The sequence below is a fragment of the Succinispira mobilis DSM 6222 genome (assembly GCF_000384135.1).
Classification (GTDB): Bacteria; Bacillota; Negativicutes; order Acidaminococcales; family Succinispiraceae; genus Succinispira; species Succinispira mobilis.
Genome location: NZ_KB913028.1, coordinates 2048302 through 2073930, shown reverse-complemented (window position 1 = coordinate 2073930; position 25629 = coordinate 2048302). Strand labels below are relative to the sequence as shown.

The following is a 25629-nucleotide window of genomic DNA, read 5'->3' as shown; positions in this document are numbered from 1 at the left end:
GGATATGGAACAAGTAATTGAGAAATATTTTCGTCCAGGACGCTTGCCGCATATTTGGTGTCCCGGTTGTGGAAACGGAATTGTAACCGGTGCAATCGCCAAAGCTGTAGAGCGTGTAGGCTTAGATAAAGATAATACGGCTGTAGTTTCGGGTATAGGTTGTTCAAGTAGAGCTTCGGGTTATTTGGACTTTAATACAATTCACTCAGCGCATGGTCGGGCAATACCCTTTGCCACAGGCGTAAAATTAGCTAATCCAGAATTAAATGTAATTGTAGTAACTGGTGATGGTGATGCTACAGCAATTGGTGGTAATCATTTTATTCATGCGGCTAGAAGAAATATTAACTTAACGGTAGTATTATTCAACAATAATATTTATGGGATGACTGGTGGGCAATATTCACCCTTAACACCGATACATTCTAAGGCTACAACTGCGCCTTATGGTACCATTGAGCGTTCCTTTGATATTTCGGAACTAGCAAAAGCAGCAGGTGCAACTTTCGTGGCTAGGGCGACAACCTATCATGCGCAATTGTTGTCGGATATTATCGCCCAAGGTATTCAACACAATGGTTTTAGCTTAATTGAAGCAATTACAGCTTGTCCGATTTCATTCGGGCGTCAAAATAAAAAAGGTGACGCTCCGAAAATGATGCAGTGGCAAAAAGAAGCAGGAGTAATGCTAGCAGCTTGGGAAAAACTAAGTGCGGAACAGCGCGAAGGTAAATTCCCAATAGGTGTATTGCATAAAATTGAAGGCGTTCCTGAGTATACGGCTGAATATGATAAAGTTATTCAAAGTGCTCAAGGAGGTAAGAAATAATGCAACAACTAAGACTATCAGGTACAGGCGGACAAGGTTTAATTTTAGGCGGCATAATTTTAGCCGAAGCAGCACTTTTAGATGGGAAACTAGCTATTCAATCACAATCTTACGGCCCAGAAGCACGCGGCGGTTCGAGCAAATCAGAGGTAATAATATCGGATAAGGCTATATATTATCCTAAAGTAGAAACTCCGAATGTAGTGTTGGCGATGAGTCAAGAGGCTTGCAAAAAATATACTACGGATTTGCCAGCAGAAGGCATCCTAATTACCGACAGTTTATTTGTGCAAGAGTTACCAGCACATGCTGGCAAAATTTATGAATTGCCAATTACTCATACGGCTAAAGAAGATTTGGGTAAAGCTTTATTTGCCAATATTATCGCTCTAGGGGCCTTGGTTAAAATAACCGGCGTGGTTAGCAAAGAGTCTTTAGTAAAAGCAGTTTTGGCGCGCGTACCTAAAGGTACAGAAGCTCTTAATGAAAAAGCAATTGAATTAGGTATGAACCTAGTTAAATAAAATCGTTTAAGAAGATATGTTGTGGTGTGCGGAAAAACTTCTGCATATCACAGCATATTTTTTATAGCTGAATTATCATTTAGAGTACTAATGAAGAGCTGGATTTAGGCTCGAAATAGCTTGACAAATTCTAGTGGAGTGGGCAATTCGGCATAAGCGCGCCAAGGATTTGCTTGAGATAGAGTTTCTAGATTTACTGAACCAGTAGCTACTGCAATACACTTAGCACCGATATGTTGGGCACATTCGATATCATGGAGCGTATCGCCAATAATAATGATATCTTTAGGATTGATTTGCGGTTGCAGATTTTGCAGATTTTGTAAAAATTGTTGAGATAATTCATTGCGGCAGATGCTATTATCACCAAAAACGCCTAAGGAAAAATCGAAATAGTGTTTTAAACCATAACGGTGCATTTTAGCGATAGCCCCTTTGAGAGTATTGCCAGTTAGTAAAGTGGAAGTATAGGTATTTTGTTGTGGAGCAATAAAATCCAAAATTGCCGTCACATTAGGCATTATCTCGCCTTGATACTGCTGCAGAAAGGCTGGTAAAATTTCTTCGTAATATTTTAAAATTTTGTGGCTATGCTGCTCTTGCTCTGTTAGAGGAATATTTGCCACTTTTTTTAATAGTTCATACGTAATGAACCGGTCAGTTCTACCGCCAGCGGGAAAATCGAAATCTGTTTCAATGGAATATAAATCCAGCATTGTTTGCTTAAGGGCATGTAAGCCGGCGCGACCGGTTTTAATTAGAGTTCCATCAATATCCCAAACTAGATATTTCATTTAAACACCATCCTTTTATAGACACGAAGTGCGTATTTTATATTTGTGGGCTTGAAGCAAATAAAAAATTTTGGAGTTGGGCTAAGCAGTTGTGTTGCACAAAACCTAATAATAGCTATTATACTACAAGTAGTTTTTTTCCTAAAGCAGGCTTACTTTACGCTAGGAAAGTACTTACGAAAACAACCTATATATGATATATTAACAACTAATAGTTTTTCAAAGGTGGTGCAAGGTGAATAAGGCAGAAATAGAATATAAAAAAGGGGTAATGTTTACCCTTGCGTCCTATGCGCTGTGGGGATTTTTTCCGATTTATTGGAAGAGTTTTAACAATGTTAGTGCTTATGAAATTCTCGCGGAGCGAATTGTTTGGGCCTTTATTTTTATGCTCGTGGCAATTATTTGTCTAGGCAAATGGCAGGCTTTTTATCAAGAAAGCAAAACAATTTTGGCTAATCGACGGCAAAGTTTATTGCTGGTGGCGGCGGGAATAATCATCAGTATCAATTGGCTACTATTTATTGTCGCCGTTAATTCCGGTAGAATTGTAGAAACCAGTTTAGGCTACTATATTAATCCCTTGGTGAGTATTGTTTTGGGGGTATATTATTTTAAAGAGCGCCTAAGTATTTGGACGAAAATTTCTTTTGCTTTGGCCTGTTGTGGTGTGGCAATTATGGCTTGGAGATTAGGAACTATTCCTTGGATTTCATTGAGTTTAGCTTTGACTTTTGGGCTGTATGGGTTGCTAAAAAAACTAGTAAAAACCACAGTTGTTACTAGTATTACTTTAGAAACTTTAGTGGCCATGCCACTAGCAGGAGCTTATATCTACTATTTGTATAGCCAAGGCATTTCTGCTTGGCAAGTTGCGGATAATTTTAGTTTAGGACTACTTACAATTAGTGGCGTAGTTACAGCAACACCGTTGCTACTGTTTTCCCAGGGGGCGAAAATGTTACCTTTGAATATTGTGGGGTTTTTGCAATATATTTCACCAACAATTTCTTTGCTAATTGGTGTATTTATTTATCAAGAAGCTTTTACCGTTAGTCATTTTTGGGCCTTTGGCTTTATTTGGACAGCTCTAGCCTTGTTTAGTATTTCCCAGACTAAGATTTTTCAATTGTATTTAGAAAAGTTGTTTTTAAAATAAAAAATCTCCTGGCAAATAGTTTTTATTTGCCAGGAGATTTTGACTTAATTTAGTTAATAGCTAATAAGTGCTATTGAAATACTTTGAAAAGCAGGGCTAAAGTTAAACAAAAAACAATAAGCTTAAAACTGCAGTTAATCGTCTTTATTAGACAATAATCGCAACATTTTGGCACCAGTGTTTTTTACACGACGCATGGTTTGTGTATGCGTTTGTTTGCGGGGTTTCATATCACTAATAGTGCCGAAATCGCCACGCTGTAAATAAGTCATTTTACTGCTTTCGGGATTAAAGAAATTTTTAATAATCAAGGCAACTTTATCAGGGTTAGTATTGTTATCGCAAGAAAAAATATCAACTGCAATAAAACCTAAGCGGGGATAAGAGTGGGCAGTTACATGGCCACCAACACAAAGAGCTACGATACTAAAATCAGTATGCGTGTCCGAATGCATATAATCTACTAAGGCCGGCATATCACCTGCGGACATTGCTTTTTGGATAATATCTTTTAGAGCTTGTTTATCTTGTAATAAATTTTCTGCACAATGATAGAGATCTAGGGTTACTTGTTTACCCATGGCGTTCACAAAATCACATCCTCAAATAATCTTCTTAAATAGTATAACGGATAAGCGGGGGGCTGTCAAAATCTGCGCAAGTATCAAGCGGTTATGCTATAATTAACTTATGAGAAAATAGCGGACGAGAGGTAGAAAATGCAAGAATTAAATGGCATTGTGGAAAGTGTGCTGTTTCAAGCGCCTGAGAACACTTTCTGTGTTTTTAAGATAAATGAACAAGCACAAGGACTTACTTGTATAGTATATAAAGGCATTGCCCCTTATATTGGTGAACAAATTACCTTACAAGGGGAATGGGTAGAACATGCTAAATTTGGCAAACAGTTTCAGGCTAAAAGCCTAACAATTATTCCCCCCTCTAGTAAAGAAGGGATGGAGCGGTTTTTAGCTTCGGGAATAATTAAAGGCATTGGCAAGGCAATGGCGAAACGCATAGTAGATCATTTCGGTGAAGAAACTTTGCAAATTATGAATTCAGCTTCAATGCGTTTGACGGAAGTTTCAGGAATTGGCGCTAAAAAAGCACAAGATATAATTCAATCATATGCCGAAATTGCCGAAATGCGTGAACTAATGATTTTCCTAGAAAGTTATGGAATTAGCTCAAGTTATGCGCCAAAACTACAAAGCAATTATGGTAGCCAAGCGATTAATAAGTTGCGGGATAATCCTTATGACCTAGCTTCGGAGGTGCATGGAATTGGCTTTAAAACTGCAGATCGCATTGCCTTATCCATGGGTTTTGAAGTAGACTCACCACTCAGATTACGGGCTGGCATTGAATTTGCCGTAGGCAAAATTGCCACGTTGGGACATACCTGCATATCTTTACAAGCATTGACAGACCAAACTGCTAAAATGTTACAGGCTGAACCAGAGTATGTTTATAACTTGCTAGAAGATTTATTAGAAAAAAAGCGATTGCGGTCCGAAGAGTTTCAAAATACCCAGTTAGTTTACCCAGAGTATCTATATCAAGCCGAGTGCATTGTGGCCAGGCGTTTATTAAGACTAAAAGATCAAGCTAGAGCAGTTGGCAAAATTGATGTCGAGGCGATTATTGGCGATTGGGAAAGTAAGGAAAATATTAAACTAGCGGATATTCAAAAACAAGCTATCCAATCAACAGTACAGCACGGGGTACTAGTGCTTACTGGGGGTCCAGGTACGGGGAAAACGACAATTATTCGTGGGATTATCAAAGTTTTAGAAAAAGCAGGCTGTGAGATTTTACTAGCAGCCCCGACGGGACGAGCGGCACGGCGTTTAGCCGAATCAGCTGGGCGTGAAGCGAAAACTATTCATCGGCTATTAGAGTACAATCCAGCGGAAGGCAGATTTGCCTTTGCACGCAATGAATATCAACCATTAGAGGCAGATGTGGTCATTGTAGATGAGGCATCTATGCTGGATATTGTCTTGGCGAGCTATTTATTAAGAGCTTTAGCTACAGGTTGTAGACTAGTATTAGTTGGCGATATTGATCAATTACCATCAGTTGGTGCTGGTAATGTTCTGGGGGATATTATTCGCTCGGAGAGTATGCCTGTTATTAGACTACAAGAAGTATTTAGGCAGGCCGAGCAAAGTTCGATTGTTGTTAATGCGCATAAAATTAATCAAGGTAAATTACCAGATTTAAATAAAAATGCCGATTTTGTTTTTCGGGAATTAGCGGAAGAACAGGCGGTGGCCGATTTAATTGCCCAAACATATTTAGAAAAACTTAATACTCATGGACAACAAGAACTACAAGTATTAGCACCAATGCATAAACAAGTATGTGGTGTACAAAACTTGAATAAAATTTTACAGCAATTGGTTAATCCAGCTAGTGAAGAAAAAGAAGAAATTAATACAGTTAAATATGTTTTTCGTGAAGGCGATAAAGTTATGCAAATTAAAAATAATTATGAAAAAGACGTTTTTAATGGTGATATTGGTATTATTACCTCAATAGCAGGTCAGGTTAGTGTGCGTTTTCCGGAAAAAGGCGGCACGGATAGTGTGGTTTATGCCAAGGGGGAACTAGATGAATTAGAATTAGCTTATGCCATTAGTGTACACAAGGCACAAGGTAGCGAGTATAAATGCGTGTTGTTACCGTTAGTGTTGGGGCATTATATAATGTTGCAACGCAATTTACTGTACACAGCGATAACGCGAGCCAAAAGTGAAGTGTTTTTAGCCGGGAAACTGCAAGCCCTAAAAGCAGCTGTGGCGAATAATAAAACCCATTTGCGCTATTCCTTGCTTAAAGAACGCTTGCAAGGGGTATTACCTTGTTCTTAAAGGATTTTTGGCAAACCTTGTTGGAGATTCTCTATCCGCGTCGCTGTGTTTTTTGTAAGACCCTGCTAAGCGAAAACTGCGAAAACAGGTTTTGCGAACAATGCCTAGAATTAGTTCCCGATATTCGCTTTGTAAGTCCTGCTATTTTAAGACCGGGCTATTTAGATGGTTTAATATTTTGTACTCATTATAAGCGTGTAAAGCGTGTGTTACAGCAGGCTAAATTTGCCGGGCAACGCAATCAAGCGTTAATTTTAGGCGAGTTGCTAGCCTTAGCTTGGCAAAATACACAAAGTGAATTTTTTGCCCGACTATATGCAAACGAGCTAAAGCAATTTAGTGCTGTAAGTGTACCAACTGACTATAAAAGAATGTTGGTACGTGGTTATGAAATACCTAAGTTGTTATTTGCGCAATGGCTAAAAACCAATAATATAAACTACGAAAATGTGTTAAGAAGAGGGAAAAATACTGCACCCCAGTATCAACTCAGCCGTAAACAGCGTCAAGAAAATGTATTTGGCAGTATTAAACAAATTCGCAGTTTATCTAATAATAAAATTTTATTATTAGATGATATTTTTACAACCGGGGCGAGTTTAAATGAAAGTGCACGAATTTTAAAGTTGCATGGGGCCCAGGCGGTAATCGGAATTACTTTTGCTAGTGATAATAATTAAGACTATAGCTTGATATTTTGAAGAATATTTAAGAAAAACTAGAATTTATTCGTTATAAGGTATATAAATATTTAATAAAGGGCGGAGAAAAGATGTATAAGACGGCACTAGTAACAGGAGCAGATGGTTTTATTGGCAGTCACTTAGTAGAAGGATTAGTGGCAGAGGGCTATAAAGTACGGGCGTTTGCTTATTATAATTCATTTAATTCCTGGGGGTGGCTAGATACATTACCGCAGGAAATTCTCAAGGAAATAGAGGTATTTACTGGGGATATTCGCGATCCGAATGGGGTGCGGACGGCGCTGCAAAATATAGATGAAGTTTTTCACTTAGCGGCTTTGATTGCAATTCCGTTTAGTTATCATTCGCCAGATTCGTATGTTGATACCAACATCAAAGGAACTTTAAATGTTTTACAGGCGGCAAGAGATTTAGCGACTAAAAGAGTGTTGGTAACCTCGACTTCAGAAGTTTATGGAACAGCACAATATGTTCCAATTGATGAACAGCATCCTTTTCAAGGACAATCCCCCTATTCCGCAACTAAAATTGGTGCGGATCGATTGGCTGAAAGCTTTTACCGTAGTTTTGCGATGCCGATAACAATCGTGAGGCCATTTAACACGTATGGGCCGCGCCAATCGGCCAGAGCGGTTATTCCGACGATAATTACCCAGCTTTTAGCTGGAAAACAAGAAATACAACTAGGAGCACTTACGCCCACACGTGATTTTAATTTTGTCAAAGATACAGCACGAGGGTTTATTGAAATTGCCAAAAGTGAGCGAACTATTGGTGAAGAGATCAATATTGCGACGCAAGAGGAAATTTCTATTGGGCAATTGGCTAATGAAATTGTGCAGCAACTTAATCCGCAGGCCAAGATTATTTGTGAGCAAGAAAGATTGCGGCCTGAAAAAAGCGAAGTTAATCGTTTATTAGGAAGTAATGCCAAAATTAAACAACTTACTAATTGGGCGCCACAGTATACTCTGGCCCAAGGAATTGCAGAGACTATTAGCTGGACGAGGGAAAACTTGGATAAATTTAAAACGGACATCTATAATATTTAAGGGGTGAGCTGTGTGGCAAATAAAGAGAGATTTTTTGCGGAAATTGAGCAGGCTTTAAAGCAAGTATTACCCAAGGATAAACAGTATATTGCCCTGCACGAACCAACTTTTGCCGGCAAGGAATGGGAATACGTTAAGGATTGTTTAGATACCGGCTGGGTGTCTTCGGTAGGGAAATATGTGGATAAATTCGAAGCAGATTTGGCGGAATTTACAGGTGTTAAGCGGGCTGTAGCCGTAGTGAATGGCACGGCGGCCTTACATATTTGCTTGTTATTGGTAGGTGTTAAAGCTGAGGATGAAGTTTTAATGCCCGCTTTGACGTTTATTGCTACGGCTAATGCAGTAAGCTATTGTAGGGCAGTGCCGCATTTTATAGATAGTGATTTTACTACTTTGGGAGTAGATGCACAGAAACTAGACGAATATTTGACGAAGATAGCAGAAATTAGAGCCGGTGAATGTTACAATAAACTAACTAATAGGCGAATTAAAGCTGTGGTTCCCATGCATACTTTTGGACATCCAGTTAATTTAACCGCCTTAGAAAATATCTGCCAAAAATACAAGCTAGAATTAGTGGAAGATGCGGCAGAATCGCTAGGTTCTTACTATAAAGGCCAGCATACTGGCAATTGCGGTAAAGTGGCAGCCCTAAGCTTCAATGGCAATAAAACAATAACTACTGGCGGTGGTGGGGCTATTTTAACTAATGACTTAGAACTCGGCACCTTAGCTAAACATTTAACAACTACAGCGAAATTAGCACATCGCTGGGAGTTTAGGCATGATCAAGTAGCCTATAACTATCGTTTACCGAATCTTAATGCAGCTTTAGGTTGTGCTCAGTTGGAACAGCTGCCAGGGTTTTTGCAGAAAAAAAGATTGTTGGCGGATAATTATCAGGCCGCACTAGCAAATATCAAGGGAGTGGAGTTTTTTAAAGAGCCCGCAGACTGTAAAAGTAACTACTGGTTAAATGCTATTTTGTTGGACAAAGAATTTGCACCTTACCGTGATGAATTATTAGCTTATTTAAATGAACATGGCTTGATGTGTAGACCAGTATGGAATTTAATGTATACTTTGCCAATGTACGCTAATTGTCCGAAAATGGATTGTGCACAGGCTGAAGATATTGCACGGCGGTTAATTAATATTCCTAGCGGCAGTAGTTTAATCTAGGAGGCTATTATGGTAAAACGCAAAATTTGTGTAGTTACAGGAACCAGAGCTGAATATGGCTTGCTATATTGGTTGATGCGGGAGATACAAGAAGATGCGGCTTTGCAATTACAATTAATTGTTACGGGTATGCATCTATCTACGGAATTTGGTTTGACCTATCAAGTTATCGAAAGTGATGGCTTTAATATTGATGCGAAAATAGAAATGTTGTTAGCGAGTGATACTCCTGTAGGTATAACTAAATCCATGGGCCTGGGCTTAATTGGCTTTGCGGATGCTTTGGCTAATTTAAAGCCAGATATAGTAGTGGTTTTAGGTGACAGATACGAAATACTTGTAGCCGCTCAGGCGGCACTAGTTGCCAATATTCCTTTAGCTCACATTCATGGTGGGGAATTAACTGAAGGCTTGATTGATGATTCAATAAGACATTCTCTAACAAAGATGTCACATTTGCACTTTACAGCTACAGAAAAATATAAAAGGCGTGTGATACAACTTGGAGAAAGAGAAGAATTTGTTTTTAATTTTGGAGCTATGTGTATAGATAATCTAATTAAAACAAATTTATTAAGTGAATATGAATTAGAGGATAGCTTGGGAATTTCACTAGACAAAAAGGTTTTTTTAGTTACATATCATCCAGTGACTTTAGAAAAAGGCGGAGTAGAAAAAAAAATTAGAGATTTATTAGAGGTTCTTTCTGCTTATAAAGATACAACAATAATAATTACTAAAGCCAATTCTGATGCAGGTGGTAGACTTATTAATGAGTTATTAGAAGAGTTCGCAAACACTAATAGCAATGTTAAAATATTTACATCATTGGGGCAATTAAAATACTTAAGCCTTCTAAAATTTGCGGATGTAGTAATAGGGAACTCTTCAAGTGGGATTATAGAGGCCCCATTTTTTAGAACTGCAACTGTTGATATTGGAATTAGACAAAAAGGTAGAGAAAAACCTTATTCAGTAATAGAATGTGGAGAAACAAGTGAAGAAATAAGATTAGCTATTAAAAAGGCATTGTCCTTTGATTTTAGAAAAAACTTAAGTGATTTTGAGATGATTTATGGAAAAGAAGCAATTGCATTTAAAATAAAAGAGATTTTGAAAAATGTTGACTTGAAAAACATATTGATAAAGAAGTTTGTTGATATATGAATAGAAAGGACTGCTTTTATGAAAATTTTATTTATTGGATGTGTAGAGTTTAGTAGAAAAGCATTAGAGTGTTTGTTAAACCTAGACTTTATTGAGGTTGTGGGTATAGTAACGAAAAATGATTCTAAAATTAATTCTGATTTTGTTTCTCTGGAAGAAGTAGCAAAAATAAAATCTATTCCTTATATTTTTAGCGATAATAGTGATAATCATATCATTTTAGAATTTGCCAAAAAAGTAAAAGCTGATATTGCATATTGTTTTGGCTGGTCGTATTTGTTAGAGGAAAAATTTATAGACCTTTTTCCTAAAGGGGTAGTTGGTTTTCACCCAGCGGCTTTACCACAAAACAGAGGAAGACATCCTATCATTTGGGCATTAGCTTTAGGTTTGTCAGAAACTGCAATAAGTTTCTTTAAAATTAATGAATATGCAGATGCTGGAGGAATAATAAGCCAAAAAAAATTACCCATTTATTATGAAGATGATGCACGTTCTTTATATGATAGGGTTGTTAGAGAAGCATTAAAAGAAATACCGATATTTACAGCACGACTTGCAGCCGGCAATGAAGAATTACAATTTCAAGATGAAGCAAAAGCAAATGTTTGGCGTAAAAGAAGTAAAATGGATGGGCAGATTGACTGGAGGATGAGTAGTAGAGCTATTTATAATTTAGTTAGGTCCTTGAATAAACCATATGTAGGTGCGCACTGTATATATAAAACGAATGAAGTTAAAATTTGGGCAGTTAGAGAACTCGAAATTGATTCAAGTTTTAATAATTTGGAACCGGGTAAAGTAGTTAAAGTGGTGAAAGATAAGATTTGGGTTAAATGTTATGAGGGAGCGATTGAGATATTGAGTCATGATTTTGCTATAATCCCGAAGGAAGGAGAATATCTTTTATGAAGAAAGTTATGGTTTTTGCTCCGCATCCTGATGATGAAACATTGGGGTGTGGCGGAACAATGCTAAAACATGTAGATAATGGTGACGAAGTTATTTTGGTTATAGCAACAGAAATGAAAGAGGGAAAGTTTTTAGCTGAAAAAATTATATGTAGAATGAAGGAAATTGAAAAGGTTAAGGAGTTATACAAGCTTAGCAAGTTATATGAACTAAAGTTTCCAACGATGGAAATAGATCAGATTCCCAAGTCTAAACTAGTTCAAAAGATTTCAAAGTTAATAGCAGGAGAGAAACCAAATATTATTTATTTACCTTATCGAGGGGATGTTCACAGTGATCATAAGATAGTATTTGATAGTGTGGTTTCAGCTTCAAAAAGTTTTAGAAATAATAGTATAGAACGAATATTATGTTACGAAACTATTTCTGAAACAGATTTCTCTATAAACCCAGATAGTAACTATTTTAGACCAAATGTATTTGTTGATATATCTAAATATATGCATAAAAAAGAAGAAATTATAAGTGTATATGAATCGGAAATAGGAGAGCATCCTTTTCCGAGAAGTGTAGAATGTATAAGAGCATTGGCTGTAGTTAGAGGCGGGATGTCTAGCTTTAAATTTGCAGAAGCATTTATGTTGCTTAAGGAGAGATTAGAGTGAAAACTTTGATTATTGCTGAGGCCGGGGTTAATCATAATGGCAGTTTAGCAATGGCGAAACAATTAGTTGACGTAGCTAAAACTGCTGGTGCTGATATAATAAAATTTCAGAGCTTTAAAGCGACAAATTTAGTTAGTGAAAATTCTGCAAAAGCGGCTTATCAAATTCAAAATACCGGCAACAGCGAATCGCAATTCACGATGTTGCAAGCTTTGGAATTAACGGAAGCGGAACATATTGCTTTATATCAGTATTGTTTAGCTAAAGAGATAATTTTTCTCTCAACGCCTTTTGATAATGAAAGTTTGCAGATGCTTAATAAAAATTTCGAAATGCCCTTTATAAAAATTCCTTCTGGGGAAATTAATAACGCTCCTTTTTTACTCGAAATTGCACGAACACAGAAAAAGGTGATTTTATCTACAGGAATGAGTTTGTTGGGTGAAGTAGAATTTGCTTTAGCTGTGCTAGCCTTTGGGTACTTGTGTCAGCTACTACCCAAGGATAAAAATGATTTTTGGCAAGCTTACAATTCGATTGAAGGGCAAGAGATTTTACGTGCTAAAGTTTCGTTACTACATTGCACTACAGAGTATCCAGCTCCGTATGGAGATGTTAACTTGAAAGCTATGGATACTATGGCACAAGCATTTGGTTTACCAGTCGGCTTTTCAGATCATACGGCAGGGATAGCTGTCCCAATTGCCGCAGTGGCGCGTGGCGCTAAAATAGTTGAAAAACATTTTACCTTAGATAAAAATTTACCTGGACCAGATCATAAGGCATCGTTAGATCCAGTAGAATTACAACAAATGGTTGAAGGTATTAGGCAAGTCGAGCAGGCGTTAGGTAGTAGTTTGAAAAAACCTAGTGCCAGAGAACTTGATAATAAAAAAATAGTTAGAAAAACACTTGTTGCGGCTTGTGCGATAAGTTGCGGCGAGAAATTCACTCGAGAAAATATAGCTATTAAGCGCAGTGGCAGTTTTGGTTTAGAACCTTGTAATTATTGGAATTTATTGGGACAAACAGCAAGGAAAAATTACTCTAAGGATAGTGTGTTAGAATTATGAACAGACGCTCAGCAATAATTTTAGGGACGGGTGGGCATGCACGGGTGGTTTTAGCTACCGCTCAAGCACAAGGTTATCAAGTATTGGGTTTGGTGGATATAAAAGAACATCCGCAGGAAAGTAAAATTGATAATGTTAATATTTTGGGCTTGGAAGCGGAAATTTTTAAATATAAGCCCCAGGAAGTAGTTTTATTAAATGGCATTGGTTCAGTGGGGGATAATCGAGCTCGCAAACAAGCATATCTTAAATTTAAAAATTTAGGCTATGAGTTTCCCGCATTAATACATCCTAACAGTATTATAGAAAAACATGTTCAACTAGTAGCAGGGGTGCAGGTTATGGCAGGGTCAATAATACAAGTTGGAAGTTTGATTGGTGAAAATTCGATTATTAATACCGGGGCAATCGTTGAGCATGATTGTGAGTTGCACGGGCATAACCATATTTCGCCAGGCGCAGTAGTTTGTGGGGGTTGTGTATTAGGGCAAGATGTTCATATTGGCGCGCGAGCGACCGTGATTCAAGGCTTGAAAATTGCGCCGGGAGCTATTGTTGGTGCTGGAGCTGTTGTAATAAATGATATAAGCAACGTGGGAGTTTTTGTGGGGGTTCCAGCTAAAGAAAAAATCTAGTTTGGGGGCTTAGTTATGAAAAAAACTTTAAGTAAATATATTGTGGAACCGCAAACTACTATAATTGAAACGATGGGGATAATTGATGCTGGGGCTAAAGGAATTGCTTATGTCTGTGAAAATAATATTTTAAAGGCAGTAGTTACAGATGGGGATATTCGTAGATTTATCTTGAAAAATGGCGATTTAAAGACGAAAATTGTTGAAATTGCCAATCCTAATGTAAAATGTATAGATATAGCAGCAGGCATAGACTCTAAAGAGTATATGTTGGATAAGAAAATAACTTCTGTGCCTATAGTTAGCAGTAGTGGACAGATTATTGCGATAGACTTTTTGCATGGTGAAAAAATTTATAAAAATACTAACTTAAAAACTCCAGTGGTCATTATGGCTGGGGGTAAAGGTACAAGATTATTGCCCTATACGAATGTTTTACCTAAACCTTTAATTCCGATAGGAGATAAAACAATTACTGAACATATCCTAGATCAATTTCGCAAGTTTGGCTGTGAACAATTTTCAATTATCTTAAATTATAAAAAAAATCTTATTCAAGCCTATTTTCAAGAGTTAGAAATGAGCGATAAAGTAGAATTTGTAGAGGAACAAGAATTTTTAGGAACGGGTGGCGGGCTGAAGCTGTTAGATGGGAAAATAAAAGAAACATTTTTTATGACTAATTGTGATGTCTTAATTGAAGAAGATTATTCGGCGATGCTAGATTACCATAAACAACAAGGCAATATAATTACTTTAGTCTGTGCAGTGAAAAAAATAACAATTCCTTATGGTACAGTGATTTTAAATAGTGATGGGCAAATTGATAATTTTCAGGAAAAACCAAGTTTTTCCTTTATTACCAATACTGGTTTTTATATTATAGAACCCGAGTTTTTAAAATATATTCCAGAAAATGAATTTATTCATATTACGGATGTTATTCAAAATTGTTTGGCTGCTACAGAAAAAGTTGGGATATATCCAGTAAGCGAAGCAGCGTGGATGGATATGGGTGAATTTTCGGAGTTGGATAAAATGAAACAACGTATAGAAGATATGAAAATGTAGGGGGAAAAGTTAGTGAGCCAACCTGATATAATAGCTATTATTCCTGCGCGTAGTGGCTCGAAAGGCTTGCCAGATAAGAATATTAAAAATTTCGCGGGAAAGCCACTATTAGCGCATACAATTATAGCTGCACAGCAAAGCGGAATATTTTCTGAAATATTTGTCTCGACGGATTCGGAAAAATATGCAACAATTGCTCGTCAATATGGGGCTAGCGTACCTTTTCTTAGAGCGGGTAATTTAGCAACTGACAATGCGAAAATTGCAGATGTGATAGTCGATTTAATTTGGCAATTGAGGAAAAACGGAAAAAAATACTCAACATTTATGCTATTGCAACCTACCTCTCCCTTGAGAACTGCGATAGATATTAGAGATTCTTACAACTATTTTTTGACTATCGGGGCGAAAAATGTAGTTGGAGTATGTGAAGCAGAGCACTCGCCATTATGGATGAATACCCTTCCGGAAAATGGGAGCATGGAAAATTTTTTACAAAATATCAATAGAAACAGGCAAGAATTGCCGCAATACTATAGGATTAACGGAGCGATATATATAGCAGAAATAGAAAATTATTTAGTGAAAAAAAGTTTCTATGAACGAGACAGTTATGCTTTTAAAATGCCTAAAGAAAGATCGGTAGATATAGATTCGGAACTGGATTTTTTATGGGCTGAGACAATTTTAAATTATTACAAATAAAAAATCGCCATTAGGTGGTTTTTTATTTTTTTATTTAATAATTATCATTTTTGTTCGATATAGTTTAACGAATAAAGAATTATAGGAGTGGGATTAATGATTAATTTTAACAACATAAATAGCGTAAGTCGGGTGCAAAAAGTTAGTGCCGTTTATCAAAGTTATGATAAAGTAAAAAATGTAGTAGCGAGTGGTAAGACTGTCAAAGATAGCAAAGATCAAGTTATTTTGTCGGCGGAAAGCTTAGAAAAACAAGCGCAAATGCAACAAATTAGCGGTACTAGTTTCGGGGCGGCTCGCGAAGAACGGGTGGAGAGTATTGCCCGTAAGGTGCAAAACAACAATTACCAAGTTAATGCTTACGATGTGGCCAGTAAATTTATTGAAACTCAAAAGGGGGAATAGTTATTTATGTATGAAAAACTTTTGGGTGTTTTAGAAGAACTATACATATTATTACGACATATATATGACCTAGCCGTGGAAAAGAAACAGGTTTTAATAAATGCGGATAACGAGCAGCTGACAAAGATTATGCGCTTAGAAGAAGAGCATATGCTGAAAATTAATCGCTTAGAACAAGAACGTAATCGGATAATTCAAGAAATGGTGCGTGATAAGGTAGTAAGCAGTCCGCTGAAAAATTTAAGTGAGATAAGAGTTTGGGCAGAAGCGAATAGCTTAGTGCGCTTACAAAACTTGACAGAACGGTTATTGGAATTATCAAAACAATTAAAAGATGCCAATGAAACTAATGGTTATTTGCTGAAACAAGCAATTAATGTTGTAACCTATAGTGTGAACCGCATGACTCAGGCACAAGCCGCCCCTGTATACGGTCAACATACTGGCAAAGGAAAAATTGAACAACAAACAACTAATACGAAGAAAGTATTTGATTATAAAGCTTAAAGGAGATCGAATATGCGACCAACATTTAGTGGCTTTAACACGGTGGTAAGAGGGGTATATGCAAGTCAAGTTTCCCTAGATACAGTAGGACATAATATTGTTAATCAAACAACAACGGGCTATTCGCGACAAAGGGTATCGCTTTCAACTACACGCTCACTAGATATAAATACCTTTAGTGGACCAGCTAAACTAGGTACGGGTGTACAAGTAACCAATATTGAACGGGTTCGTAATCCTTTTGTTGACCAGCAAATTTGGCGAGAAAATGCAAGTTTAGGGATGAGTACAACTTTGGTGGAAATGTTAAGTAGAATAGAAACGATGTTCCCTGAACCATCGGAAACTGGTTTAAAAAGTTCGATAGATGCATTTTGGACGGCTGCGCAAACATTAGGAGCTAATGCAGCTGATCCTGCGGCGCGCAGTACTTTTAGACAAACAGGGGTTAAGTTAGTAGAATCTATGCAAGAAGCGGGCCGACAATTAAATTCAATGGCTAGTGACATCAATGAGGTTTTGACAACTAAAGTAACTAAGGTTAATGAAATCAGCAAAAAAATAGTGGCTTTAAATAAACAAATTTCTAATTTTGAATCGGTGCAGAGCATGCCCGCTAATGATTTGCGCGATCAGCGCGATGCTTTAGTAGATGAGCTGTCAAGTTTAGCAAGAGTTACAGTCCAAGAAGACTTAGAACATAACTATGTTGTTCAACTTAATGGAGTAGTTTTAGCCAATGGTTCTAGCTATACGGAATTGAAGACGGTTGTTGACTATGATACAGATATTTATAAAAAGTATAATATGCGTACTTTGGGAATAGAAACCAATGATAAGCCCCCAATTAAGTTAAATATTACTACCGGGGAAATTGGAGGTTTATTGGAGTCGCGCGATTCCGACACTAATGGTGTAAAAGGATACCGTGATATGTTAGATACGATTGCGCAGTCTTTTTTATGTGATTTCAACCAAGTACATCGCGAAGGCTATGGCTTAGATAATTCTACCGGCACCAACTTTTTTGGTCGCGATGGAATTCAGTATGCTGATATAACTAGTATTGGACAAGATCCAAGTGTGGTAGCTACTGCGAATGTCGATGCGCCAACTTTTACCTTTAAATCTTATAATAGCCTTAACGCTAGTACAATTAGCTTAGACGTAGCTGCCATAAATACGGCAACTCCACCTAGAGCTACATCTTTTGCTTTTACGATGAATGGTGGCGCGTCAGTTACTGTAGATGCGAACAACAAAGATTTAACTTTATCTTATGATGAGCTAAATGGCAGTTATCGTATTAAAGGTAAATATGGTACTAACAATGAAGAAGTAGATTTATCCTTTAAATTAGATACAAATAACACTAAAACTAGCGTAGTAGGGGATAATTATGCTTTAACATTCCCAGATAAAATAATTACTGGTAATAGTGGTGTTACAACAAACTGGTTAGATGAATTGAAGGTGAATGATGCACTTTTTGACGCTAAAACTGGTTTAGATAAAATTGCGGCAAAAACTTTAGCAGCTAATATTGAAATGGTTTACGCTTCGGCCAATAGAAAAAATGTACAACTCAATACGGCAACAAAACCAGTGAAAACGCAAACCGTAAATGTGGCTGAAGGTCAAAGTAGAGTTTTAAGTCAAATACCACAGGCTACCATCACTGAAGGGTCTTACTATAATGGCGCGGGTGATGGCGAGTTTTCGCTAGAGGCGACAGAAATAAAAGATGGGAAAATCAGTAAATTCAAATTAACTCTAGATGGTGTGAGCAAGGATATTCCTAGTGATGAAATTGCAGTAAGCATGGATAGTAGTGGAAATATTCGCGTGCAAGATAAAACTGTAAGCCCAGCTATTTTTGATTTAACTTTAAAGATGAATTATGGTACTGATGGTAAATTAACTAATAAAATAGGCGATAAATATAATTTTGTTTTACCAAAAGCGGGAACAGTAACAGCGACTAATGTAGCTAATGCTAATATTCCAGCCGCAACTTTAGTACCAATTGCTAATTACCAAGGACCGTTAGCGGGGGATGTGACTATTAAAGTTTTAGAGGTGGATTCTACCAGTCAACGTCCGACTAAACTATCGGTGCAGATGGGCACAGGAGAAATACAGACTGTTCCAGGTGGTAATTTAGCGCTGACTAAAGATTCCCAAGGAAATTACACGATAGCGGGTAGATTAACTAGTGGACAAGATATAAATTTTGCAGTTAACTTGGAAACTACTGCAGGTAAAGTTAGTATGGTTGGCGATGAGTATGTTTTTACTTTGCCTGGAGTTACAAAGTTAGCAATCGGTAATGCTAACAATGTTAATGCCGATATTCCATCGGCCACATATAGTCCTACTTCGGAATATGCTGGACCGATAAGTGGCGATATAATTCTACAAGTTGCCGAAGTTGATGCAACTAGCAAACGGGCTAGTAAATTTAAGGTGATGGTAGGTAGTAGTGAATTAACAGTTCCTAGTGAAAAGTTAACTTTAACGAAAGATAGCTCTGGCAATATGACGATTAAAGGAACTTACACGGAAAACGGTGTGGAAAAGAATTTGAATTTAACCGTGCAGTTAGAAACTACAGCTGGAAAGACTAATAAAATAGGCGATAAATATACTGTGTCAACCGCAGCACTTGGCAATATGGCGGTTACTGATACAGTTTCAGGAACTAGTCCAACAATGAGTATCGTTGCTGGTTCAAATTATGCAGGGGTAGGATCTGGAGCTATAAAACTAGAAGTTACAGAAACAGCTGGTATTCCGTTACGACCTAGTAAGTATAAATTAACTTTGCCAGGACAAGCAGGGATAGAAATTCCTAGTGCGAATATAAACGTTGACATGGATGTTTTCGGAAATTTAAATATCAAAGGTGTAGATTCAGCTGGTAACAAGCTAGATTTAAACTTGAAATTAGATGCTGATTTTAATAAGCAAAGCGTAGTAGGAGATAGTTATACAGTTACAATTGATCAAACGGCAACAACTGTAGCTTCAACTAGTGGGAACGTCGATAAACCAGCTTTGAGTATGGAAACATCGACCTATTTGAAATTTCCTAACGGACAAAGTCAGTTAACTGTGTTGGAAGTAGATCCTGCAACTCAAAGACCGACTAAATTTAGATTGCAATTACCTGATCAGGAAGCAGTGGATATTCCTAATGCTTCTATAAATGTATTATTAGATCCATTGAATACGCTTCGTATTTTGGGGCGAGATGCTAAAAACAACGAACTAGATTTAAAATTAAGCATAGATTCTGACCCTAGTAAAAAAAGTTCCTTGGGCGATGTGTATACTTTGGACTTGCCTATTGCCACAGTAGCAACGGCAGCTGCCGTAGGCATGGATGTTGTAACAGTAGATAAGTATAGTGGAGTTTTAGATGCCATCAATTTGGAGGTAACGCAAGTATCACCCACTACTGGGCGTCCAGCTCAATTTAAAATGACTATTGCGGGACAGGATCAATTAGTTCCCAATGCCAATATACAATTTACAGTAGCAGCAGATGGGAAGATAAACATTAAAGGTCGGTATGCCACTGGCAAAGATCTAGATATAACTTTGCAGATGGGTGCAGGAACTAGTGCTTTGGCGGATACATATACTATTAATTTTGATAATCTTGATACAGAGGTTGGGGTTAATCCGACAACTACCCCACCAGCAGCAGTATTGCAAACTGGGAGTTATTATAATGGTACGGGTGAAGGTGAGATAAAATTGCAGGTAACTGCAATTAATCCGCTTACTGGTCGTCCCAGTGCTTATACAGTTTTTCAAGATGGGAAAAAATTAGATGCAGATAATTATACGATTGCGTTAGACAGTAATGGTAATGTGAAAGTTGCTAGTACTAGCAAAAATACCCAAGCATTTAGCTTTACCATGAATGTGGCTGCAGGAGCTAGTACTGTTGGTGATGAATACGATTTTAAACTTAACAAAGTAACGGTTGAGGTCGAAAATAGTCGTAAACAACCAGAAATTCCTAAAGGTAGTTTGCTGGCTGGTTCATACTATAATGGTGCTGGAACCGGAGCATTTTCTTTAGAAGTTAGTGATCTTAGTGCAACGACGCCGCAAATCCCAACTGAGTTTAATTTTAAGCTAGATAATGGGGCTACAGTAACAATTCCTGATGCTAATATTAGTGTAACGGATAATGGTGATGGGACTTTCACAATCACAGATACAGCAACTTCAACGTTTAGTTTGATTTTAAAAATGGATCGGGGTGTATTGGGGAACTTAAATTCTACTATAGGCGATAAGTATACTTTTACTTTACCTAAAACTAGTAATGTAGGGGCGGCTAATGCTGCTAATCCTGATATTCCGAGTGCAACCCTAGATGATGGGGCTTATTACGCTGGAGCAACGGGTGGCGATATAATCTTGAATGTCTTAGCCGTAGATACAGCTACTCCACCTCGTCCAACTAAATTTGATTTGTCGATTGATGGTAAGGTGCAAACTATTCCTAACGATGATATTACAGTGACTATAAATGCTGTGACGGGTAAGTATGAAGTAAAAAGCAAAGATGGCAAATTAGATTTTGCCATAAATTTAGATCTTAATGCCGCTAAAATTAGTGCGCAATTAGATACTTATCGTTTTCAAATTCCAACTGTGACTGTAACTCAAGTTAATACTAACACTAATGCCACATATAACAATCTACAAATTCCTAATGCTAGTGTGAGTAATGCCCACTATCAAGGTAATAAGACTGGTGAATTTAAACTAGAAGTAAGTAAGGTAGATACTAATGGTAAACCAACTGCGTTTGAGCTTACAGTTAATGGCACAAAAGTAGCTAGTACTGATGTAACAATTACTATTGATCAGCAATCTGGAAAGGTTAAGGTAACTGGCTCTACATATTCATTTGATGTGGACTTAGATTATACTGGCGGAGTTAAGTCAGATGTAGGCGACAATTATAATTTTAAAATTATGCCTTCAGCCAAAATCGATTCTATGAACTATAACTCAACAACGAGCCGAGACTTTGAAGTTGCTTTGACGAACAAAATCACTGTTACGGACTATAATTTAGCTAATGCAACGGATTTTCAATTATCGATTAGTAATTTGACTCCTGAGATTGTGGGACCGCCTCAAACACCAGGTTCTTTTGATATTACATATTCTACCGATGGTGGTGCAACGACAACAACGATACCAGGAACGATTAATAATGGAGTAGCTACAGCGCAAATCAATACACCCCCGTCTTATACTATAGATTTGAATTTTGATGCGAGTAGCTTAAGTGATGGCAAGGAAATTAAATTTAGTGTGGAAAACACCTTAGAAGGCAAAACGCTAAATCAATATGAGGCTAAATATACAACAGATGCAGGGGTTACTTATACGGAGGCAGCTGTTTCCACAGTTGCTGGCGGCACGGCAGCTGAAGATAAAATTAGGTTGCTAGGAGATAATTTTGATATTGTTCTAGATATTCCTACTGATGAACAAAAATTAGGTGATAAGTACAGCTTTAATGTTGGCGCCAAAACAGATATAATAAGCTTAGTAGATCCTTTAGGTTATAAATATGCTGGTAAAGTAAATACGACCTATGAAATTACAGTGCTTGCGGTAGATACGAATGGCAAACCTACGAAAGTACAATATTCTATGGACGGCGGGGTAACTCAAAAGACAGCAACACTTGACTCTAAAGGAAACATCAATATGAAAGGCGATCTGCCTTTTGCCTATGACATCAGTGTAGCGGTTAATAAGAGTGTCAAGGCTGGTGATAATTTCGTTTTTGAAGCTCGGCCAGATTCGGGTGGAGCGGCACAGTTAGTGAATAAAACTACTATTCAGTACGATAGTACAGCTTCGACTAATTTCCAGTTAAAAGTGAGTAAATTAGCCGATGAAAAAGGCGGTATTAGCGAAATTGAGTATACATTAGATGGTACGATTTGGCGACGGGGCACAGTGCAATACAATGCCGAAACTGGCAAATCTTCTGTAATGTTAGATAGTAGTGACAACTTAGTTGATGGTAGTACAGCACCTTCAACCTTCAATTATAAAATTGAGCTAGAGATTAATGCTGATACAGCTAATAACAAGGGCGATACCTATACCTTTACCATGCCTCAAGGCAATGGTTCAGGGGATAATGCAGTAAGATTGGCGCAATTTATTAAGGTAGGACCGAAGGATGCTAGTGTTACTAAGGATTCACCGAATTTAGGCTTAACTCAATATAAGGCAGTTATGGATAAGTCGATTTCCAATTTCTACGAAGGGCAAATTGGCGTACTGGGAATACAAAGTGAAAATGCTGCAGATACCACGGAAAACACTAAAATATTAGTTGATCAAATGCTTGGCTGGCGTTCGGAAGTGTCAGGTGTGAATTTAGATGAAGAGCTGGCTTTAATGATTCAATTTCAAAAAGCCTATAATGCTTCGGCCCGAATGATGACGACGATGGATGAGATGTTAGAAAAACTTATCAATGGTACGGGTACTGTAGGTAGATAAAAAATAGGTAGGTGAAAATAAAGATGGCTTCTAGAATTGGAACACAACATATGACATATCAATTTTTAAATAGCTTAAACAAAACCCTGGCCAAACAAAGCGAACTTACAGAAAAAATGACGGATGGGTTAGATTTGCATCGTCCTTCTGACGATCCGATTCGGGTTGTTAGAAGTTTACGTTTTCGCAGTAGCCAAGGTGAGCTGGAAAAATTTGATCAAAATGCCAATGATGCTATATCTTGGCTTACTAGTACAGATTCAACTTTGCAAAATATGACCTCGCTGTTAACTAGAGTAAAGGAACTAACTATTCAAGCTACCGCACCTAATCCGGAAAGTTCGATTGCAGCGATTGGGGAAGAAATAAATGGTATAATTGACAATATGGTAGAAACTGCGAATATAAAAGTCGGCAATCGCTTTTTGTTTTCGGGACAGGCGGATGCTACGCAACCTTTTGTGCGTCAAGAAGATGGGAGTGTAGTATTTCAAGGTGATAATAATTACATTTCTTTAAAGTTACAGGCTGGAGCGGCTTCGCCAGGACAAGATTCAGTTAATACTACAGCTGCAGAAGCTTTTGGACCAGATTTAGAGGTGTTTAATCAATTAAATATTCTCCAAAAAGAATTGCGGAGTGGGAGCCCAGATTTAGCTTGGGTGTCAAATGTGGGACTAGCTAGCGTAGATTCGGCACAGGATCGAGTGATTGCAGCCAATACTAAAGTAGGTACGAGAATGTCTACTTATGAGATGATGCAAAATATCATTGGCGACAACTCTAATCGGGTGTATGAAGATTTAGCTAAAAATGATGACTTAGATATGGCTAAAGCGACAATTGATATGAAAAGTAGTGAACTCTTATATCGAGCATCACTTTCTATCGGTTCCAAAATAATGCCGACTTCGTTGTTAGACTTTTTGAATTAAAAATAAACTTGGCGGAAATGGTGAGGTGGTATAAATGTTTCAAATCCAAATTCAGTCTAGTCCGGCTAGGCTGGATATCTATCCAGCTCATACCAAGTTGGATTTGCAGACGGAAGCGCAAAAAATTGAACAAACGCAACCAGCCGCCATTTTGGAAATAACTGGCAATAAAGGCGGTACTTTGGAAATTGATACTGTCGATGCCCGTTATGCTATGGGCTATAAAAACAATACCGCTTTGCGGCAAGATATGGCTAGTGAAGGAAAACAGGCTACCTCGGACTTTATTGACCGGATGGTTGATGAGGGAAATCGGCTAATGCAGATTGAAAAAGGATTTCAAGCTATCTATGATATTTCTTGGGAGTCTGTTAACCCGGATATTCCCTCAGCGCCTGTTATTAAATATAAACCAGGACCAAATATTAGTTATACTAAAAACCAAGCATTACAAATCAACTGGCAAACCAATAAGGCCACTTTAAATGTTCGGGCAGCAAAGGTAGTTAATAACACGCAAGTTGCAAAGGTAACGAGCAATGTAGCTAGTTATGGAAGCCTAAATATTGATTGGGTAGGCAAGGCTAGTCCAGGAATAGATGTGAAAGCATAGGAGGGCATATGATTACAGTACAAACAATTAGATTCGGTGAAGTTCAAGTAGATCCCAAAGATGTATATAGATTTGTAAAGCCACTACCGGGGTTTGAACAAGAGGTGCAATTTGCCTTACTGCCTACGGGACAAGAAGATTTTTTGTATTTACAATCGCTGCAAACTCCGGAATTGACCTTTCTCTTGACCCAGCCTTTTGTTTTTTTTCCAGAATATGTTTTTGACTTAGATGATGCTGCACAACAAGATTTGAAGATTGTTTCTGAAACTGATGTGCAGGTTTATAGTATCGTGAAAATTGAAAAAAACACAGAAGATATTTTGATTAACCTTACGGCGCCAGTTGTTTTCAACATCAACAAAAATCTAGCAAAACAATATATTATAAACTCTTCGCCTTATAGTATTAAGCAACCTTTAGATAAACCCTTAATAAGAAAAGAGCAAGAGCAATATGCTAGTTCTTAGTAGAAAAAGTAAACAAAGTATTGTAATTGGCGATGAGATTATGTTGACAGTTGTAGAAATAAAGGGCGATGTGGTAAAATTAGCTATAGATGCGCCGCGTGATGTTAATATTTATCGTGGCGAGCTTTATCAAGAAATAATGCTTGCAAACCGTGAAGCAATAGTGGATAATACGGTGGTAGAAAATCTCTTACAAAAAATAAAAAAATAATAAAAAACATTTAAGTCCTAAAATATTTCAACGATATAAGGGTTGATAGTGACAGTTGAGGAGATTATATCGGCCGAAAATTTCCAAAACTGTTTATTATACAAAAAAAGGGCAAGGATGCCTAATAAAAATATCAAGGAGGATATTAACCATGATTATCAATCATAATATTTCTGCGATGAATACTCATCGCCAAATGATCACAAACACTCAAAATTCTTCTAAAAACTTAGAAAAACTTTCTTCAGGTCTTCGTATCAACCGCGCTGGTGACGATGCTGCAGGCTTGGCGATTTCTGAAAAAATGAGAGCGCAAATCCGCGGTCTTGATCAAGCAAGCCGTAACTCTCAAGATACAATTTCTTTGATTCAAACTGCTGAAGGTGCATTGAATGAAACACACAGCATTCTTCAACGTATGCGTGAACTTTCTGTACAATCCGCAAATGATACAAACACTGATGACGACCGTAAAGAACTTCAAAACGAAGTAAAACAATTGATTTCTGAAATTGACCGTATCGGTAACACTACTGAGTTCAATACTAAGAAATTACTTGACGGTTCAGCTAAAGGTGT

General features: G+C 37.5%; 23 protein-coding genes and 1 pseudogene. 22 read left to right on the top strand and 2 right to left on the bottom strand.

What is annotated here, in order from left to right:
* Positions 1–4: 4 nt before the first annotated feature.
* Both SUCMO_RS0109935 and SUCMO_RS0109930 read left to right on the top strand, forming a co-directional pair.
* Positions 5–829 (top strand): thiamine pyrophosphate-dependent enzyme, encoded by an 825-nt coding sequence (locus SUCMO_RS0109935; RefSeq protein ID WP_028954000.1) that lies wholly within the window; start codon positions 5–7, stop codon positions 827–829.
* Positions 829–1353 carry a 2-oxoacid:acceptor oxidoreductase family protein gene (locus SUCMO_RS0109930; protein WP_019880572.1) on the top strand — a complete coding sequence of 175 codons (525 nt, stop codon included), beginning with the start codon at positions 829–831 and terminating at the stop codon, positions 1351–1353. The genes SUCMO_RS0109935 and SUCMO_RS0109930 overlap by 1 nt, the downstream gene beginning before the upstream one ends.
* A gap of 104 nt (positions 1354–1457) precedes the next feature.
* Here SUCMO_RS0109930 and SUCMO_RS0109925 read toward each other — a convergent pair whose 3' ends face one another.
* Positions 1458–2147, bottom strand: a complete 690-nt coding sequence (locus SUCMO_RS0109925) for an HAD family hydrolase (protein ID WP_019880570.1) — start codon at positions 2145–2147, stop codon at positions 1458–1460.
* Positions 2148–2382: 235 nt separating this feature from the next.
* On the opposite strand from SUCMO_RS0109925, the gene rarD reads away from it, so the two are divergent.
* The gene (gene rarD / locus SUCMO_RS0109915) at positions 2383–3306 is read left to right on the top strand and encodes an EamA family transporter RarD (RefSeq protein WP_019880567.1); all 924 of its coding nucleotides are present in this window, start codon (positions 2383–2385) and stop codon (positions 3304–3306) included.
* 134 nt (positions 3307–3440) lie between these two features.
* Here rarD and SUCMO_RS0109910 read toward each other — a convergent pair whose 3' ends face one another.
* Entirely contained in the window at positions 3441–3887 is a 447-nt protein-coding gene (locus SUCMO_RS0109910) for an S-adenosylmethionine decarboxylase family protein (RefSeq protein ID WP_245539371.1), read from the bottom strand.
* 138 nt (positions 3888–4025) lie between these two features.
* Between SUCMO_RS0109910 and recD2 the strand changes: the two genes are divergently transcribed.
* The 19 genes and pseudogenes from recD2 to SUCMO_RS11725 form a co-directional block, all read left to right on the top strand.
* Positions 4026–6182 carry an SF1B family DNA helicase RecD2 gene (gene recD2, locus SUCMO_RS0109905; RefSeq protein ID WP_019880565.1) on the top strand — a complete coding sequence of 719 codons (2157 nt, stop codon included), beginning with the start codon at positions 4026–4028 and terminating at the stop codon, positions 6180–6182.
* On the top strand, positions 6173–6862 hold the full coding sequence (locus SUCMO_RS11075; RefSeq protein WP_019880564.1) for a ComF family protein: 690 nt from the start codon (positions 6173–6175) through the stop codon (positions 6860–6862). The genes recD2 and SUCMO_RS11075 overlap by 10 nt, the downstream gene beginning before the upstream one ends.
* Before the next feature lie 92 nt (positions 6863–6954).
* On the top strand, positions 6955–7938 hold the full coding sequence (locus tag SUCMO_RS0109895; RefSeq protein ID WP_019880563.1) for an NAD-dependent 4,6-dehydratase LegB: 984 nt from the start codon (positions 6955–6957) through the stop codon (positions 7936–7938).
* Positions 7939–7950: 12 nt separating this feature from the next.
* On the top strand, positions 7951–9123 hold the full coding sequence (locus SUCMO_RS0109890; RefSeq protein ID WP_019880562.1) for a LegC family aminotransferase: 1173 nt from the start codon (positions 7951–7953) through the stop codon (positions 9121–9123).
* A 9-nt stretch (positions 9124–9132) separates the two neighbouring features.
* Complete coding sequence (gene neuC, locus SUCMO_RS0109885; RefSeq protein ID WP_019880561.1) at positions 9133–10290, top strand: UDP-N-acetylglucosamine 2-epimerase; 1158 nt, start codon at positions 9133–9135, stop codon at positions 10288–10290.
* Positions 10291–10308: 18 nt separating this feature from the next.
* Positions 10309–11202, top strand: coding sequence for a formyltransferase family protein (locus SUCMO_RS0109880; protein ID WP_019880560.1), 894 nt, complete (start codon positions 10309–10311; stop codon positions 11200–11202).
* Positions 11199–11867 (top strand): PIG-L deacetylase family protein, encoded by a 669-nt coding sequence (locus SUCMO_RS0109875; RefSeq protein WP_019880558.1) that lies wholly within the window; start codon positions 11199–11201, stop codon positions 11865–11867. Before SUCMO_RS0109880 ends, SUCMO_RS0109875 begins: the two co-directional genes overlap by 4 nt.
* Positions 11864–12940 carry an N-acetylneuraminate synthase gene (gene neuB, locus SUCMO_RS0109870; protein ID WP_019880557.1) on the top strand — a complete coding sequence of 359 codons (1077 nt, stop codon included), beginning with the start codon at positions 11864–11866 and terminating at the stop codon, positions 12938–12940. The genes SUCMO_RS0109875 and neuB overlap by 4 nt, the downstream gene beginning before the upstream one ends.
* The gene (locus SUCMO_RS0109865) at positions 12937–13575 is read left to right on the top strand and encodes an acetyltransferase (protein WP_019880556.1); all 639 of its coding nucleotides are present in this window, start codon (positions 12937–12939) and stop codon (positions 13573–13575) included. The genes neuB and SUCMO_RS0109865 overlap by 4 nt, the downstream gene beginning before the upstream one ends.
* Positions 13576–13590: 15 nt before the next feature.
* A complete protein-coding gene (locus tag SUCMO_RS0109860; protein ID WP_019880555.1) occupies positions 13591–14646 on the top strand; it encodes a sugar phosphate nucleotidyltransferase in 1056 nt (351 codons plus the stop codon).
* A gap of 12 nt (positions 14647–14658) precedes the next feature.
* A complete protein-coding gene (locus SUCMO_RS0109855) occupies positions 14659–15351 on the top strand; it encodes an acylneuraminate cytidylyltransferase family protein (protein WP_019880554.1) in 693 nt (230 codons plus the stop codon).
* A gap of 96 nt (positions 15352–15447) precedes the next feature.
* Positions 15448–15756 carry a flagellar biosynthesis anti-sigma factor FlgM gene (locus SUCMO_RS0109850; protein ID WP_019880553.1) on the top strand — a complete coding sequence of 103 codons (309 nt, stop codon included), beginning with the start codon at positions 15448–15450 and terminating at the stop codon, positions 15754–15756.
* Positions 15757–15762: 6 nt separating this feature from the next.
* On the top strand, positions 15763–16263 hold the full coding sequence (locus SUCMO_RS0109845; RefSeq protein ID WP_019880552.1) for a flagellar protein FlgN: 501 nt from the start codon (positions 15763–15765) through the stop codon (positions 16261–16263).
* 12 nt (positions 16264–16275) lie between these two features.
* On the top strand, positions 16276–22821 hold the full coding sequence (gene flgK / locus SUCMO_RS0109840; protein ID WP_019880551.1) for a flagellar hook-associated protein FlgK: 6546 nt from the start codon (positions 16276–16278) through the stop codon (positions 22819–22821).
* Positions 22822–22844: 23 nt separating this feature from the next.
* A complete protein-coding gene (gene flgL, locus SUCMO_RS0109835) occupies positions 22845–23756 on the top strand; it encodes a flagellar hook-associated protein FlgL (protein ID WP_019880549.1) in 912 nt (303 codons plus the stop codon).
* Between the two features lie 34 nt (positions 23757–23790).
* On the top strand, positions 23791–24369 hold the full coding sequence (locus SUCMO_RS0109830; protein ID WP_019880548.1) for a DUF6470 family protein: 579 nt from the start codon (positions 23791–23793) through the stop codon (positions 24367–24369).
* Between the two features lie 8 nt (positions 24370–24377).
* Positions 24378–24839 carry a flagellar assembly protein FliW gene (gene fliW, locus SUCMO_RS0109825; protein ID WP_019880547.1) on the top strand — a complete coding sequence of 154 codons (462 nt, stop codon included), beginning with the start codon at positions 24378–24380 and terminating at the stop codon, positions 24837–24839.
* Positions 24826–25050, top strand: a complete 225-nt coding sequence (gene csrA / locus SUCMO_RS0109820) for a carbon storage regulator CsrA (protein WP_019880546.1) — start codon at positions 24826–24828, stop codon at positions 25048–25050. The genes fliW and csrA overlap by 14 nt, the downstream gene beginning before the upstream one ends.
* A 151-nt stretch (positions 25051–25201) precedes the next feature.
* Positions 25202–25628, top strand: a pseudogene (locus SUCMO_RS11725) (flagellin N-terminal helical domain-containing protein); the annotation flags it as partial.
* Between the last annotated feature and the right edge of the window lies 1 nt (position 25629).